Source organism: Velocimicrobium porci (assembly GCF_009696045.1).
Taxonomy (GTDB): Bacteria; Bacillota; Clostridia; order Lachnospirales; family Lachnospiraceae; genus Velocimicrobium; species Velocimicrobium porci.
In genome coordinates this window covers 320,039-335,218 of the sequence record NZ_VUMT01000001.1, presented here as the reverse complement: position 1 = coordinate 335,218, position 15,180 = coordinate 320,039, and the positions used below count along the sequence as shown (strand labels likewise).

At 33.7% G+C, this 15,180-nt stretch carries 15 protein-coding genes; 12 read left to right on the top strand and 3 right to left on the bottom strand.

The genetic code is table 11. The features are described 5' to 3' along the window. Positions 1 to 38: 38 nt before the first annotated feature. Complete coding sequence (locus tag FYJ58_RS01460; protein WP_154516165.1) at positions 39 to 1,049, bottom strand: nucleoid-associated protein; 1,011 nt, start codon at positions 1,047 to 1,049, stop codon at positions 39 to 41. A 162-nt stretch (positions 1,050 to 1,211) separates the two neighbouring features. On the opposite strand from FYJ58_RS01460, the gene truA reads away from it, so the two are divergent. The 5 genes from truA to yfcE are packed head-to-tail and all read left to right on the top strand — an operon-like array spanning position 1,212 to position 4,796. Next, a complete protein-coding gene (truA, locus tag FYJ58_RS01455) occupies positions 1,212 to 1,967 on the top strand; it encodes a tRNA pseudouridine(38-40) synthase TruA (protein ID WP_154516162.1) in 756 nt (251 codons plus the stop codon). Next, positions 1,964 to 2,095 carry a hypothetical protein gene (locus FYJ58_RS15005; protein ID WP_268892653.1) on the top strand — a complete coding sequence of 44 codons (132 nt, stop codon included), beginning with the start codon at positions 1,964 to 1,966 and terminating at the stop codon, positions 2,093 to 2,095. The genes truA and FYJ58_RS15005 overlap by 4 nt, the downstream gene beginning before the upstream one ends. 58 nt (positions 2,096 to 2,153) lie before the next feature. After that, positions 2,154 to 3,401 carry a glutamate-5-semialdehyde dehydrogenase gene (locus tag FYJ58_RS01450; protein WP_154516280.1) on the top strand — a complete coding sequence of 416 codons (1,248 nt, stop codon included), beginning with the start codon at positions 2,154 to 2,156 and terminating at the stop codon, positions 3,399 to 3,401. A 28-nt stretch (positions 3,402 to 3,429) separates the two neighbouring features. Then, on the top strand, positions 3,430 to 4,257 hold the full coding sequence (gene proC / locus FYJ58_RS01445) for a pyrroline-5-carboxylate reductase (RefSeq protein ID WP_154516159.1): 828 nt from the start codon (positions 3,430 to 3,432) through the stop codon (positions 4,255 to 4,257). Beyond that, positions 4,254 to 4,796, top strand: coding sequence for a phosphodiesterase (yfcE, locus tag FYJ58_RS01440; protein WP_328597769.1), 543 nt, complete (start codon positions 4,254 to 4,256; stop codon positions 4,794 to 4,796). The genes proC and yfcE overlap by 4 nt, the downstream gene beginning before the upstream one ends. A gap of 120 nt (positions 4,797 to 4,916) precedes the next feature. Here yfcE and FYJ58_RS01435 read toward each other — a convergent pair whose 3' ends face one another. Both FYJ58_RS01435 and FYJ58_RS01430 read right to left on the bottom strand, forming a co-directional pair. Beyond that, positions 4,917 to 5,642, bottom strand: coding sequence for a queuosine precursor transporter (locus tag FYJ58_RS01435; protein WP_154516156.1), 726 nt, complete (start codon positions 5,640 to 5,642; stop codon positions 4,917 to 4,919). Next, a complete protein-coding gene (locus FYJ58_RS01430) occupies positions 5,635 to 6,363 on the bottom strand; it encodes a radical SAM protein (protein WP_154516153.1) in 729 nt (242 codons plus the stop codon). The genes FYJ58_RS01435 and FYJ58_RS01430 overlap by 8 nt, the downstream gene beginning before the upstream one ends. Positions 6,364 to 6,855: 492 nt before the next feature. On the opposite strand from FYJ58_RS01430, the gene FYJ58_RS01425 reads away from it, so the two are divergent. The 7 genes from FYJ58_RS01425 (at position 6,856) to guaB (ending at position 15,104) form a co-directional block, all read left to right on the top strand. Continuing rightward, a complete protein-coding gene (locus FYJ58_RS01425) occupies positions 6,856 to 7,584 on the top strand; it encodes a cell wall hydrolase (protein ID WP_205839125.1) in 729 nt (242 codons plus the stop codon). Positions 7,585 to 7,737: 153 nt separating this feature from the next. After that, positions 7,738 to 9,420: a glutamine--tRNA ligase/YqeY domain fusion protein gene (locus FYJ58_RS01420; protein ID WP_154516147.1), complete on the top strand. Its 1,683-nt coding sequence runs from the start codon at positions 7,738 to 7,740 to the stop codon at positions 9,418 to 9,420. 12 nt (positions 9,421 to 9,432) lie between these two features. Continuing rightward, positions 9,433 to 10,317, top strand: a complete 885-nt coding sequence (locus FYJ58_RS01415; protein ID WP_154516144.1) for a DUF2225 domain-containing protein — start codon at positions 9,433 to 9,435, stop codon at positions 10,315 to 10,317. Between the two features lie 307 nt (positions 10,318 to 10,624). Then, entirely contained in the window at positions 10,625 to 10,912 is a 288-nt protein-coding gene (locus tag FYJ58_RS01410) for a co-chaperone GroES (protein ID WP_154516141.1), read from the top strand. Between the two features lie 69 nt (positions 10,913 to 10,981). Next, the gene (gene groL / locus FYJ58_RS01405; protein WP_154516138.1) at positions 10,982 to 12,604 is read left to right on the top strand and encodes a chaperonin GroEL; all 1,623 of its coding nucleotides are present in this window, start codon (positions 10,982 to 10,984) and stop codon (positions 12,602 to 12,604) included. Between the two features lie 443 nt (positions 12,605 to 13,047). After that, the gene (locus tag FYJ58_RS01400; RefSeq protein ID WP_154516135.1) at positions 13,048 to 13,542 is read left to right on the top strand and encodes a DUF6106 family protein; all 495 of its coding nucleotides are present in this window, start codon (positions 13,048 to 13,050) and stop codon (positions 13,540 to 13,542) included. 107 nt (positions 13,543 to 13,649) lie between these two features. After that, entirely contained in the window at positions 13,650 to 15,104 is a 1,455-nt protein-coding gene (guaB, locus tag FYJ58_RS01395) for an IMP dehydrogenase (RefSeq protein ID WP_154516132.1), read from the top strand. Positions 15,105 to 15,180 lie beyond the last annotated feature (76 nt).

Here is a 15,180-nt window from a genome sequence, read left to right as displayed (position 1 = left end):
TTTTATCACTATTTATGTCGTTGGTAAACAAAATTCTGTTATTTTGTAGTAATGTGACTAATATTTTTGATTAAGACGGAAATTGTTCCATCCTCGTTTGTAATAAATTCCACATGGTTTGGATTTTTGTATTCTTCCATTGGAATGTTAATTTCAATACCGGAATCCGTAGTTAAGAATTGTTTTTCTAATTTTCGGATTGTCTGCTTGCTTTGAGGAGTGACTTCTTCTTTATGAATATTATATTTTTCAAGTTTTTCTGTAAATGCCTCTTTGATTTCCGGCTGATCTCCATATATTTTTTCACTGATGGTTTCAATATTTAAGGTACCTTCTTCTGCTAATTCGTTTTGAATAATACTTTTTGCTTCCATATGTTTATCAAAATTTTCTTCATAGTATTTTTGATTAATTTGTTCAACCGCTTTCGTCACGATATTAAGCTTTGCTTTGGAAGAAAGCTTTGTCTTACATTGGAGAAAAAGTTCGGAGAGATAATTTGTTTTTACGCCATTGATCTCATATTTTTTTTCAATTACCTGTGGAGTCAGAGTACTCATTTGAATTAATACGGCTTCAGAAAGCTTGGAACTTCCGGATGGAAGAGTAGCTTTATATTTTATAATATCATTACAGTTATAGCCATCCGATTCTCCTGTCAGGTGAATAAAAGACTCTTTATAATTTAATTTTAAAAATGCAAGATAAAGTTCGCTTTGATATTGAAATGTTGTTACTAAAAAATCGGCAGATGGTATATCTACATTTTGACTCATGATTTGATATAAGTGATTGCTAATCTGCTGGCTGAATGGAATTAGATTTTCTTCTGAAAAATCTTTTAAAAGTGAATAGACATATGAATCTTCCTCATGGAATTGACACTTTTTTAAGTCATCTCCAGATGCAAGTCGGTAAATATGTTCACGAATAAAGTCATTTAAATCCGGTGAAAGATTTAATACGGTGTCGGATAATACAGGCATTCCGACTGAAGTATCTAATATATGTATGATTGCATTACGAATAATAATTTCATCTTTTTCCATGGCTTTTTTTATTTCCTTTCCTATATTAGAATCTAGTATACCATAAAGCAATAAGTGATAGAAATAATTTTTTATGTATTTCTATAGTTGAAAAAATTTAGCAGGATTATTATAATTTTAGTTAAGTGTGAATTACGGGAAAAGGAAAAAGGTTAATATTATATGAAGAGAAATATAAAGCTTGTAATATCTTATGATGGTTCAAGATATAATGGCTGGCAAAGGCAGGGAAACACAAGTAAGACGATTCAGGAGAAAATAGAGCAGGTTTTATCGAAAATGACAGGAGAAGAAATAGAAATACATGGTTCCGGAAGAACAGATGCGGGAGTACATGCAAAAGGACAGGTTGCCAATTTTATTACGGATAGTAAGTTACCGATTGAACAGATAAAAAATTATTTAAATCAGTATCTTCCAAATGACATTGCGGTATTAGAGGTAATGGAAGTAAAGGAACGGTTCCATGCAAGACTGAATGCAGTAAAAAAAAGATACAACTATACAATTTGGAATGATAATGTTCCAAATGTATTCGAACGAAATTATATGTATACAGTCGAGGAACCATTGGATTTAGAAAAAATGAAACAGGCGGCAGATTATTTGATTGGTGAACATGATTTTAAAAGTTTTTGTGCAAATAAGCGCATGAAAAAATCTACTATTCGAACGATTTATGCGATAAATATATATTCGGCGGGAAGTAAAATTGTTTTATCATTTGAGGGAAACGGATTTTTGTATAATATGGTAAGAATTATGGCGGGAACTTTAATTGAGGTTGGATTGGGAGAAATAACACCTGAGCAGATTGTGCGTATTTTAGAAAGAAGAGAACGGGAAGCAGCAGGGGCTTTAGCACCGGCAAAAGGACTATGTTTAGAAAAAGTGTGGTATGAAGGAGAAAGACTATGAAAGAAAGATTGCGTTTTGGTGATTCTAATACATGGGGTATATTCCGGAAGGGAGTAGATATACGAGAGAGTAAAGGTGGAAATAGAGTATTAGGAGAGGCAATAAAAAATAAAATTGTGAGAATGTAAATTGCAAGAAATAAGAAAGGAGAGGCAGTGTATTAAAAATATACTGTGTAATAATCAGATGGAATACATGGAAGAATTAGGAAAAAGAGCGAGGGAAGCTTCTATTTATATGGGACAGTTATCAGTAAAGGATAAGAACAGGGGATTAAAAGCAGTTGCAGAAGCCTTGATTCAGCATTCGGAGGAATTGTTAGAGGCAAATAAGAAAGATGTATGGAACGCCAAAGAAAAAGGAATTAAGGCGTCTTTAATTGACCGGTTGCAATTGACCGAAGAAAGAATCAAGAGCATGGCTGATGGATTGGAGCAGATTATAACATTAGATGACCCGGTTGGGGAAGTTACATCCATGAAATTACGTCCAAATGGATTACAGATTGGTGAAAAAAGAGTCCCAATCGGAGTTGTTGGAATTATTTATGAATCCAGACCAAATGTAACTTTAGATGCGTTTGGCTTATGTTTTAAGACGGGAAATGCAGTTATTCTTCGGGGTGGAAGCGATTCAATTTATTCTAATAAGGCAATTGTAGAGGTAATTCGTAAGGCGTTGGAAGCAGAAAAGCTTCCACAGGACAGTATTTTATTAGTTGAGGTTACAAATCGCGAAACAGCAAGAGAAATGATGCGTTTAAATCAATATATTGATGTGTTGATCCCAAGAGGTGGTGCAGGATTGATTCAAACAGTAGTAGAGAACAGTACGGTACCGGTTATTGAAACAGGAACGGGAAATTGTCATATTTATGTGGATGAATATGCAGATATTGATATGGCAACGTCAATTATTGTAAATGCAAAAACTCAAAGGTTAGGAGTATGTAATGCTTGTGAATCGTTAGTTATTCATGAAAATATATTAGATAAAGCTTTGCCTGTAATCTTTGAAGCATTGAATAAAAAAGGGGTTGAAGTCAGAGGTGATGCAAAAGCAACAGAGGTATGCAAAGGCATAGAGGCTGCAAAAGAAACAGACTGGGGAACGGAATATTTAGACGCAATTATTTCTGTAAAAACAGTTTCTTGTATTGAAGAGGCAATTTCACATATTAATAAGTATAATACAGGTCATTCGGAATCTATTATTACAAGTAATTATAAAAATGCACAGAAATTTTTGAATGAAATTGATGCAGCCGCTGTTTATGTAAATGCCTCTACTAGATTTACCGATGGGTTTGAATTTGGCTTTGGTGCAGAGATTGGAATTAGTACACAAAAATTACATGCCAGAGGACCAATGGGATTACGTGCCCTTACTACTACAAAGTATATTATTTATGGAAATGGGCAGATTCGTGAGTAAAAAGAAATGGAATTAGAAAGGCAGAAAAATGGATAAGATAATTGGATTTATAGGTAGTGGAAATATGGGAAGTGCTATGGTTGGGGGAATTGTAAAAGCTGATTTAACAAAACCCGAAAATGTTTTTGTTGCAAGCAGAAATAAGAATACTTTAGCACATTTAAAAGAGGAATATAAAATAAATGCCGTTAAGGATAATAAAAGTTTAGCAGGTTGTGTCGATATATTAATTTTGGCAGTAAAGCCAAATGGCTATAAAGAAGTAATTGAAGAGATAAAAAATGACTGCAAAGAGAACTGTGTTATTGTAAGTATTGCAGCAGGTATATCAATTGAGGCAATTGAGGAGATGTTTGACAAGCCGATACATTTGATTCGCACGATGCCAAATACGCCTGCATTTGTAGGGGAAGCAATGTCGGCACTTTGTCCAAACAGTCTTGTAACAGAGAAAGAAATCGAAGAGGTGAAGCTGATCTTCAATAGTTTTGGACGCTGCGAGGTAGTAAGTGAATCTTTAATTGATGCAGTTATTGGTGTGAGTGGATCTTCACCTGCTTATGTTTATATGTTTATCGAGGCATTGGCGGATGCAGCGGTAATGGGAGGTATGAAACGGGAACAGGCTTATCAGTTTGCAGCTCAGGCAGTTTATGGCTCAGCTAAAATGGTTTTAGAAACGGGAATTCACCCTGGTATTTTAAAGGATAATGTATGTTCACCGGCTGGAACTACGATTGAGGCGGTTCGGGAATTGGAACGACAGGGATTTAGAAGTGCTATAATAGAGGCTTCGAAAGCATGTATGGATAAGTCAAAAGAAATGACTAAAAAAGGAAAAGGTGATGGAAAGTGAAATTAATGATAGCATCGGATATTCATGGTTCGTCCTATTATTGTAAAAAAATGTTGGAAGCGTATGAAAAAGAACAGGCAGACAAGCTTCTTTTATTAGGAGACTTACTTTATCATGGTCCAAGAAATGATTTGCCAAAGGAATATGCTCCAAAAGAAGTCATTAAAATGTTAAATCAAAAAAGAGAAGAAATTCTTTGTGTGAGGGGGAATTGTGAGGCCGAGGTTGACCAGATGGTATTAGAATTTCCGGTTATGGCTGAATATGCAATTTTTTATTTAGACGGGCATATGGTATTTGCAACTCATGGTCACATTCATAATAAGGAACATCTTCCAGCCTTAAAAAAAGGAGATATTCTTTTACATGGACATACACATGTGCAGGCTCTGGAGGAATGGAATGATTATTACTATTTGAATCCGGGGTCTGTATCAATTCCAAAGGAAAATAATAAAAACAGCTATATGATTTATGAAAATGGTACTTACACAATTAAGTCACTTGATGGAGAAGTCATTAAAGAAAAGAAAATTTAATTCATGCATTCGATGTGGCGGAGAAAGTATCTGGGATTGAAATGGACGTTGTATAAAAAAGGTTCTAAACATGACAAAAGATAAAACAATAGATAATTATCATGTTTAGAGCCTTTTTATTTAGATTGCTTTTTCATTTTTTTCGGGTAATTTGTATTTGTTTTCGTAAATATAACGTGCGAGATAAATAGCAGGTGTATCAGCTAAGCTGGTTACAATAAAAATAACATAACTGGATAGTACGATATGCATCAGAGTTTTAATAGAATATACACCGTAGAATGCACCAAAAGTGAATAAAAAGGTATTAAAAAACTGGGAGATCAACGTAGAACCGTTATTTCTAAGCCAAAGAAATCTGTGCTCGTCGCCACATAAGTGTTTTGTAAGAGCCCACCATTTATGATATGCCCATACGTCAAATTTTTGGGTAACAGCATATACAACGAAGCTTGCAATCATAAGTCTTGGTGTATTTGAAAAAACTGCATGAATACTTGGACTTGCCCAGTCACTCGCAGCAGGAGTGTATAAAAGCCAGGATTGAGAAATAATGATAAAAGTAATTGAGGCTACAATACCTATTTTTACGGTTTTGTTGGCTGCTTTTTTTCCTGAAGTTTCACTTAAAATATCAGTGATTAAAAAAGTAGAACCAAATAAAATATTTCCGAGAGTCTGTTCCATACCAAAAGCATTAATTACGATTAATACTTCGATGTTTGCAGCGATTGTTGCAAGTACACTAAAACACATAAGACCAGTATTTCCAAATAAATAGTACCAAATTAATACTCCCGAGTAGATTCCTATAATACTGATAATTAATAATAATTCGTTACTCATTGCTTCCTCCTACGCCAAAGTCTGTATTTTCTAGCAGAATATCTACTCTATCATCATTTTTGTAAATAGGGTAAATTTCTTTTACAAAATCTTCTATTAACTGTTTGTCTGGTTTAACAGGCATACCGTTTTCAACCATAATGTTTACGCATACCCGGTTAAAATAAGACAATCCGATTTTAATATCCTTTTTCATTGATTCGAGTGTCTGTCCTTCTACGCCTTGAAGCAGGCATACCTCATCAAAATAGTTTGCGATAACTTCCGGGGATTTTTCATCAATACCTTTTCGAAATATGTTTTCTCGAAAATTATAATCAAAAGTTTCAATGCCTGATTTTACGATTGTCTGGATGTTGGCTTTTTTGAATTCCTCGCGAATTGCTTTGATTTCATTCCGGTGAATCCAGTGACATTCGAAATGAAGAATATGTATTTGTTTTGTCAGACAGATTTCTTTGATAAGGTGAATTGTTTCTTTGTCTAAATCTATAAAACTACCTGAATTAATTACTTCGAGGCGATGATATAGACCGGTTACATGTGATAATACTTCTTTATTTAAATCGTAATTGGATTTTTCATCCTTACTAAAATCTAAATGATAATCACAAAAACGGCATTTTCGCCATTTGCATCCACTTCCGCGGAGCATAACAATTTCTCGTGGATTCTTTTTTTCTATAACAGAATAGCGAATCGGGTCAAAAGAATCTCCCATAAATAAGCCCTCCTTTTCTTTTTTTTAAAGCAAAAGTGAGTATAACATACTTATTAAAAAATCGCAAGGAATTGAAAAGAGCACTACGTTAAACATGAAAAAAGAGTGCAGAAAAGCCTTGAAAATCAATGATTTAAGTGAAAACAAAGAAAATCTTATGAAAAATTATCAAATATTACAAAAATCTTAAGGAGATTTAGGAGAATTCGTAATGAAATAAAGTTGTAATAAATTAAAAATGTGCAAAATAAATAAAAATATAACAAAAAAATATCAAAAGCATACAATATAAACAAAACAAAATAGCGGTTTTAAGAAAAGAGCCAACATTGTTGAAAAAAATGGAAGCAAAAAGCTTGATTTTTTAAAAACCCGTGGTATAATATGTTACATAATTGTTAACAACATATTATGGATTTTAACAGTTATGTATACTAAATGTAATGAATGAAATAGTTACGAAAAATGGAAATGAATTATAAGGAGATTGTTATGAAACTCAGAAAGTTACTAGTATGTGTACTTACAGCGGCTGTTCTTTTTGGTACAACAGGTGTGACCACATATGCAGCAGAAAAAGATAATACTACTGCAGCAATTGCAACAGAAGAGGAATCGACAAGTGAAGATAAAAAAGTATCAATTACTGAAAAAAAGGAAGTAAAAGAAGTAACCAAAAGTACAGAAACAAAAGTAGTGACTACGACAAAGAAAGAAACTACTACAGCCAAAACAACAAAGACAACAAAAAAAGAAACAGTAAAAAAATCAACAAAATCTACAACAAAGAAGACAATTAAAAAATCAACTAAAAAAAGTCCTGCAAGAAAATATACAAGTTCAGATTTAAAATTGATGTCTTCTATTATTTTTTGTGAAGCTGGAGCAGAGCCATATGCAGGTAAGGTTGCAGTAGGGATTGTAGTGAAAAATCGCATGGAATCGAAATCTTTTCCAAGTACACTTAAAGGTGTAATTTATCAAAAATACCAGTTTGGTCCTGTTCGGAATGGGGCTTTAAAAAAGGCATTAGCAAAATACGAAAGTGGAAAATTCACTTCTTCTTATCAAAAATCAAGTATTCGTGCAGCAAAGACTGCATTAAGTGGAGAGAAGAAGATAACATATAAAGGAAGAAAGTTAAATTTAAATAAATATTTATATTTCAGTGGCAGAGTGTCCAATGCAAAGCTTACGATTGGAGGTCACCAGTTTAAATAGTAAATAATAGTACCCTTTTGCTAGAATGCAGTATTTGAGTATCTGGCAGGAGGGTTTTGTTTTTTTGAAATCCCCTCTTTTATAATTGGGACAAATGTGGTATTATAGAAAATATATTGGCATTTTTATGAAATCGAAGGAGGACGTAACAATATGGAAAAGGGACAAGAGTTGGAAGAAAGAGAAGTTGTCTCGAAAAATTTTATAGAGCAAATTATTGAAAAAGATTTGGAAGAAGGACATTGTAAAAAAATAGTCACTCGTTTTCCTCCCGAACCAAATGGATATCTTCATATTGGTCATGCAAAATCAATTTTATTAAATTCAGGTTTGGCTGATAAATACCATGGACAGTTTAATCTAAGATTTGATGATACAAATCCGACGAAAGAAAAGGTAGAGTTTGTAGAATCAATTAAAAAAGATGTGGAGTGGATTGGTGGTCATTTTGAGGACAGAGTCTTTTTCGCTTCCGATTATTTTGAACAGATGTATGAGGCAGCAGTAAAGCTAATCAAAAAAGGAAAAGCTTACGTATGTGATTTATCTGCAGAAGAGATTCGTGAGTATCGTGGAACTTTAACAGAACCAGGAAAGAATAGTCCATATAGAGAACGTACAATGGAAGAAAATCTGGACTTATTTGAACGCATGAAAAATGGTGAATTTGAAGATGGTTCAAAAGTATTGCGTGCAAAAATTGATATGTCATCTTCGAATATTAATATGCGCGACCCGGTTATCTATCGTGTATCCAGAATGACACATCATAATACAGGTGACAAATGGTGTATTTATCCAATGTATGATTTTGCACATCCAATTGAAGATGCGATTGAGGGTGTTACACATTCAATTTGTACTTTGGAATTTGAAGACCATAGACCTTTATATGATTGGGTTGTAAGAGAGTTAGAATATGAAAATCCACCAAAACAGATTGAATTTGCAAAATTATATTTGACGAATGTAATTACCGGAAAAAGATATATTAAAAAGTTAGTAGAAGATGGAATCGTAGATGGATGGGATGACCCTCGTCTTGTTTCTATTGCAGCATTGAGAAGAAGAGGATTTACTCCGGAGGCAATTCGTAATTTTATGGAACTGGTAGGAGTATCTAAAAGTAATAGTTCTGTAGATTATGCGATGCTTGAGTATTGTATCCGGGAAGATTTAAAACTTAAGAAAAATCGTATGATGGCAGTTTTGGATCCAATTAAGCTTGTCATTACCAATTATCCTGAAGGTCAGGTAGAATATATGGAAGTGCCAAATAATCAGGAAAATGAGGCATTGGGTACAAGAAAAGTTCCATTTACGAGAGAATTATATATTGATAGAGAAGATTTTAAAATAGAACCACCAAGAAAATACTTCCGTTTATTCCCTGGAAATGAAGTCCGCCTGATGCATGCGTACTTTGTGAAATGTGAGGATTATATTACAGATGATGAGGGAAATGTAATAGAGGTTCATTGTACCTATGATCCGGAAACTAGAAGTGGAAGCGGATTTACAGGAAGAAAAGTAAAAGGAACGATTCATTGGGTATCAGCTCCGACAGCAGTAGAGGCTGAGGTTCGTTTATATGAGAATATTGTGGATGAAGAAAAAGGAGTGTATAATGAAGATGGAAGCTTGAATTTGAATCCAAATTCATTGACTGTCTTAAATAAATGTTATGTTGAACCGGCATTGAAAGATGCCCAGAAATCAGACAGCTTCCAGTTTTTGCGCCATGGTTATTTCTGCGTAGATTCAAAAGATTCTACAAAAGAACATTTAGTATTTAACCGTATTGTATCTCAAAAAAGTTCTTATAAACCCGCCTAAGGAGGTATTGCTATGGGAATTTTCTCAGGATTAGAGAATTTTGGATTAGGAAAATTAAAAAATACGAAGTTATATGAAGAAGAAAAAGGAAAGGAACAGGAAGGAAAAGAGAAAAAAGCAGCAGTAAAACATGAGGTTACAGAAGCAGAATTACTATTTGAAAAGACATATAGCTGTCCTGTATGTTATAAAGAATTTAAGACAAAGGTAATGAGGACTGGAAAAGTTAAATTATTATCAGCTGATACGGATCTGCGGCCGAAATACCAAAATGTGGATTCGTTAAAATACGAAGCAATTGTATGTCCTCATTGTGGGTATGCTGCGTTAAACCGCTTCTTTGAGCACATTGTTTCTGTTCAGGCAAAATTTATTCGAGAACAAATTTCTTCTAATTTTAAAGGTTTGGAATATAAGGGTGATATTTATACCTATGACGATGCGATTGCAAGATATAAACTTGCTTTATTAAATACGGTTGTAAAGAAAGGAAAGACAAGTGAGAGGGCGTATACATGCTTAAAGCTTGCATGGGTCATTCGTGGAAAGGCAGAGAATCTTCCAAAGGATACAGAAAATTATGATGCAATCATCAAAGAACTAAAGGAAGAAGAAGATGAATTAATTAAAAATGCGTATGAAGGATTTAGCAGTGCATTTATGAAAGAATCTTTTCCTATCTGCGGCATGGATGAATTGACGCTCACTTACCTGATTGCTGATTTGGCAAGAAGAAGTAAGGAATTTGAAGCAGCAAACCGATGGGTATCTCAGGTTATCACTTCCAGAGCAGCAAATGAGAGAATTAAAAATAAGGCAAGAGAAATAAAAGAATTGATTAAAGAAGATATGGAATGTTTTGAAAGAGCAGAAGCAAAAGAAGATGAAACAAAATAAGTGATTTATAAATAGTATTAAGAGTTGTCAGAATAATGGGGCAACTCTTAATTTTTTTAATTCATAGGAAATTCTATGTAATAGAAAAGTTGCAGAAATTAAAATAAAATGAGAAAAAATGAGAAAAAATGAGAAAAAAAGAGTATAAGAGAGTAAATCGTTGAAATGGCAGAAAATAAGAACGCCAAAGAATTTGATTTTATAACTCAAATTAACTAATATATGCTTATCGGTTAGCACTCAACAAGAAAGAGTGCTAATAACCACGAAATTTGTAGAGAGATTAATATATAAGGAGGAATATGGAATGAAATTAGTACCATTAGGAGACAAAGTCGTTTTAAAACAATTAGAAGCAGAGGAAACAACAAAATCAGGTATCGTATTACCAGGTCAGGCACAGGAAAAACCACAGCAGGCAGAAGTAATTGCTGTAGGTCCTGGTGGAATTGTAGATGGAAAAGAAGTACAGATGCAAGTAAAAGTTGGGGATAAAGTAATCTATTCTAAATATGCAGGAACAGATGTAAAATTAGAAGAAGAAACATATATTATTGTAAAACAAAATGATATTGTTGCAATTGTAGAAGAATAGTCGTGATAATAAATATTGCAAATAAGTAAAAATATAGAAATTATAATTATCATTTAGGAGGAATTGAACATGGCAAAAGAAATTAAATATGGTGCAGAAGCAAGAACAGCTTTAGAAGCTGGTGTTAATAAATTAGCAGATACAGTAAAGGTAACACTTGGACCAAAAGGAAGAAACGTAGTATTAGATAAATCTTTTGGAGCTCCATTAATCACAAATGATGGTGTTACAATTGCAAAAGAAATTGAATTGGAAGATTCTTTTGAAAATATGGGAGCCCAGTTAGTAAAAGAAGTTGCTACAAAAACAAACGATGTAGCAGGTGATGGTACAACAACAGCTACTGTATTAGCACAGGCAATGATTCATGAAGGAATGAAAAACCTTGCAGCAGGAGCTAACCCAATTATTTTAAGAAAAGGTATGAAGAAAGCAACAGAATGTGCAGTAGAAGCTATCCAGGATATGAGCTCTAAAGTAACAGGAAAAGACCAGATTGCAAAAGTTGCTGCTATCTCTGCCGGAGATGAATTTGTAGGAAACATGGTTGCAGATGCAATGGAAAAAGTATCTAATGATGGTGTTATTACAATTGAAGAATCTAAAACAATGAAGACAGAATTAGATCTTGTAGAAGGTATGCAGTTTGACCGTGGATATGTTTCCGCATACATGGCAACAGATATGGATAAGATGGAAGCTAACTTAGAAAATCCATATATTTTAATTACAGATAAGAAGATTTCCAATATCCAGGAAATTCTTCCACTATTAGAACAAGTAGTACAGTCCAGTGCAAAACTTTTAATTATTGCTGAAGATGTAGAAGGTGAAGCATTAACTACATTAGTATTAAATAAATTACGTGGAACATTCAATGTAGTAGCTGTAAAAGCTCCAGGTTATGGTGACAGAAGAAAAGCTATGTTAGAAGATATCGCTATCTTAACAGGTGGTCAGGTAATTTCTGATGAATTGGGATTAGACTTAAAAGAAACAACATTAGAACAATGTGGTCGTGCAAAATCTGTAAAAGTTCAGAAAGAAAACACAATCATCGTAGATGGTGAAGGCGATAAAGAAGCAATTGAAAAGAGAGTTGCTCAGATTAAAGCTCAGATTGAAGAAACAACATCTGAATTTGACAAAGAAAAATTACAAGAAAGACTTGCTAAATTAGCAGGTGGTGTTGCTGTAATCCGTGTTGGTGCTGCTACAGAAACAGAAATGCAGGAAAGCAAGCTTCGTATGGAAGACGCTTTAGCTGCTACAAGAGCAGCAGTAGAAGAAGGTATTATTGCAGGTGGTGGTTCTGCATATATCCATGCCTCCAAAGAAGTTGCAAAATTAGTAAGTACATTAGAAGGAGATGAGAAGACAGGTGCTTCTATCATCTTAAAAGCATTAGAATATCCATTATTTACAATTTCTCAAAATGCCGGATTAGAAGGTTCTGTTATCGTAAGTAAAGTTAGAGAATCTGAACCAGGTACAGGATTTGACGCATTAAATGAACAATATGTAGATATGGTTGCAAGCGGTATTCTTGATCCAGCTAAGGTTACAAGAAGTGCACTTCAAAATGCAACAAGTGTAGCATCTACATTACTTACAACAGAATCTGTTGTAGCTTCTATTAAAGAAGATGCTCCTGCAATGCCAGCTGGTGCACCAGGAATGGGTATGATGTAATAAAAAGTAACAGATAATACAGGATAAGCAACTTTTTGCTTAAATTAGCCCTACTCATTTAATTTAAAATTTGATGAGCAGGGCTATATTTCACTAGAAAATGAAGTAAAAATAAGAAATGAATTGACTATATTAAATGTGTCAGAAGGAATTAAAAGTAAATTAAAAGATTTTTTCATCAATCAAATAGAAAAAGTTTTAATATTAATAAGCAGGACTGATAAAAACAGATAATAAAATGCTTTGATAAATATCGTGGCATAGCTTGTAGAACGATTAAAAATATAGTATAATAATTAATTGTTATGTATATTTAATAGGCAAAGGATGAAAAGGGTTGAAAGAAATTATAAAAGGAAAGGAAAGAATGCGACTGCCCTTTCTTTCGACCTTATTTATTGGGGCGGTATCGTAAGTAAACTTGCGATATGCATGGGTATAAAATGGAAGAATTATATGCAGAAGCAGGGTGTAAACCCAGACTAACAGGAAAATATCTTGTAAAAAAGATAGGAGCAATTTTGGGTATTGTGATACTTGCTTTTTTAGTGCTTTTTATCCCTAATATGCTTGTTCGTGTTCTTGCAATTCTTGGTATCGTAGGATTCATTTATTTATTTCCTATGTTAAACATAGAATATGAATATATATTCTGTGATGGACAAGTTGATTTTGATAAAATTATGGGTGGAGCAAAGAGAAAGACAATGTTAAAGATTGATTTTGACACAGTAGAAGTTGTGGCACCGATAGAAGCCGATGTGATTCAAAATTATAAAAATATAAAAGTCAAAGATTTTTCTTCTAAGGATTCTTCCCAAAAAGTATATGCAATTATTGGAAAAGTAGGAGAAGAAAATACAAAGATATTATTTGAGCCTACAGCGAAAATGATAGAGGCAATGTGGGCAAAGTCTCCAAGAAAAGTGCAAAAATAAAAAATGTATGTTGACATTACTCGACATTTTGGTTATACTTCATTATTAAATATATTATTTTACAAAAATTTTATATAATTATAATAATGAAAGGACGGATAGAAAAAATGGGAACAATTATCGGTGAGGGAATTACATTTGATGACGTATTGTTAGTACCTTCTTATTCGGAGGTAATTCCAAATCAAGTTGATTTGTCCACCTACTTAACAAAGGATATTAAGTTAAACATTCCAATGATGAGTGCTGGTATGGATACAGTTACAGAACATAGAATGGCGATTGCTATGGCACGTCAAGGTGGTATTGGAATTATTCACAAGAACATGTCTATTGAAGAACAGGCAGATGAGGTCGACAAAGTAAAACGTTCAGAGAATGGAGTTATAACGGACCCATTTTATCTTTCTCCAGAACATACATTAGAAGATGCTAACAATTTAATGGCGAAATTTAGAATTTCCGGTGTACCAATTACAGAGGGAAGAAAGTTAGTTGGTATTATTACAAATCGTGATTTGAAATTTGAAACTGATTTTTCAAAAAAAATTAAAGAATGTATGACAAGCGAGGGATTAATTACAGCGAAAGCTGGAATTACTTTGGAGGAAGCAAAGAAAATTCTTGCTTCTGCCAGAAAAGAAAAATTACCTTTGGTAGATGATGAGGGCAATCTTACAGGATTAATTACAATCAAAGACATTGAGAAACAGATTAAATATCCATTATCTGCAAAAGATTCACAGGGAAGATTGTTATGTGGAGCTGGTGTAGGTATTACAGCCAATGTATTAGACCGTGTAGATGCTTTAGTAAAAGCAAAAGTTGATGTTGTTGTATTGGATTCTGCTCATGGTCATTCTGTAAATGTAATTAACTGTGTAAAAATGATTAAAGAAAAATATCCTAATTTACCTGTTATTGCCGGTAATGTTGCAACAGGTGAAGCAACGAGAGCTTTAATCGAAGCCGGAGCAGATGCGATTAAAGTAGGTATTGGACCTGGTTCTATTTGTACAACCCGTGTTGTAGCAGGTATTGGTGTACCACAGGTAACTGCTGTTATGAACTGCTATGAAGTAGCAAAAGAATATAACGTTCCAATTATAGCAGATGGTGGTATTAAATATTCCGGTGATATGACAAAAGCGATTGCTGCAGGTGCAAATGTCTGCATGATGGGTAGTATTTTTGCAGGTTGTGATGAAAGTCCTGGAACATTTGAATTATTCCAGGGAAGAAAATATAAAGTATATCGTGGAATGGGATCTATCGCTGCAATGGAAAATGGAAGCAAAGACAGATACTTCCAATCTAATGCAAAAAAACTAGTTCCAGAAGGTGTAGAAGGACGTGTCGCATACAAAGGAACAGTAGAAGATACAGTATTCCAGTTAATGGGTGGTCTTCGCTCCGGTATGGGTTATTGTGGAACTCCAGACATTGAGACATTAAAACAGAACGGCAGATTTGTAAAAATTTCTGCAGCTTCTTTAAAAGAAAGTCATCCACATGACATTCATATAACAAAAGAAGCTCCTAACTACAGCGTAGACGAATAGAAAACTATATTGGGAGTTTCTTTGGGGGCTTGCTTTAAAAAGAAAATAGTGTGAAAAATAAAGATGGAGCTTCTGA

Coding starts and splice junctions, on each gene's coding strand:
- FYJ58_RS01460 (WP_154516165.1), bottom strand. CDS start 1,049: ATGGAAAAAGATGAAATTATTATTCGTAATGCAATCATACATATATTA.
- truA (WP_154516162.1), top strand. CDS start 1,212: ATGAAGAGAAATATAAAGCTTGTAATATCTTATGATGGTTCAAGATAT.
- FYJ58_RS15005 (WP_268892653.1), top strand. CDS start 1,964: ATGAAAGAAAGATTGCGTTTTGGTGATTCTAATACATGGGGTATATTC.
- FYJ58_RS01450 (WP_154516280.1), top strand. CDS start 2,154: ATGGAATACATGGAAGAATTAGGAAAAAGAGCGAGGGAAGCTTCTATT.
- proC (WP_154516159.1), top strand. CDS start 3,430: ATGGATAAGATAATTGGATTTATAGGTAGTGGAAATATGGGAAGTGCT.
- FYJ58_RS01435 (WP_154516156.1), bottom strand. CDS start 5,642: ATGAGTAACGAATTATTATTAATTATCAGTATTATAGGAATCTACTCG.
- FYJ58_RS01430 (WP_154516153.1), bottom strand. CDS start 6,363: ATGGGAGATTCTTTTGACCCGATTCGCTATTCTGTTATAGAAAAAAAG.
- FYJ58_RS01425 (WP_205839125.1), top strand. CDS start 6,856: ATGAAACTCAGAAAGTTACTAGTATGTGTACTTACAGCGGCTGTTCTT.
- FYJ58_RS01420 (WP_154516147.1), top strand. CDS start 7,738: ATGGAAAAGGGACAAGAGTTGGAAGAAAGAGAAGTTGTCTCGAAAAAT.
- FYJ58_RS01415 (WP_154516144.1), top strand. CDS start 9,433: ATGGGAATTTTCTCAGGATTAGAGAATTTTGGATTAGGAAAATTAAAA.
- FYJ58_RS01410 (WP_154516141.1), top strand. CDS start 10,625: ATGAAATTAGTACCATTAGGAGACAAAGTCGTTTTAAAACAATTAGAA.
- groL (WP_154516138.1), top strand. CDS start 10,982: ATGGCAAAAGAAATTAAATATGGTGCAGAAGCAAGAACAGCTTTAGAA.
- FYJ58_RS01400 (WP_154516135.1), top strand. CDS start 13,048: ATGGAAGAATTATATGCAGAAGCAGGGTGTAAACCCAGACTAACAGGA.
- guaB (WP_154516132.1), top strand. CDS start 13,650: ATGGGAACAATTATCGGTGAGGGAATTACATTTGATGACGTATTGTTA.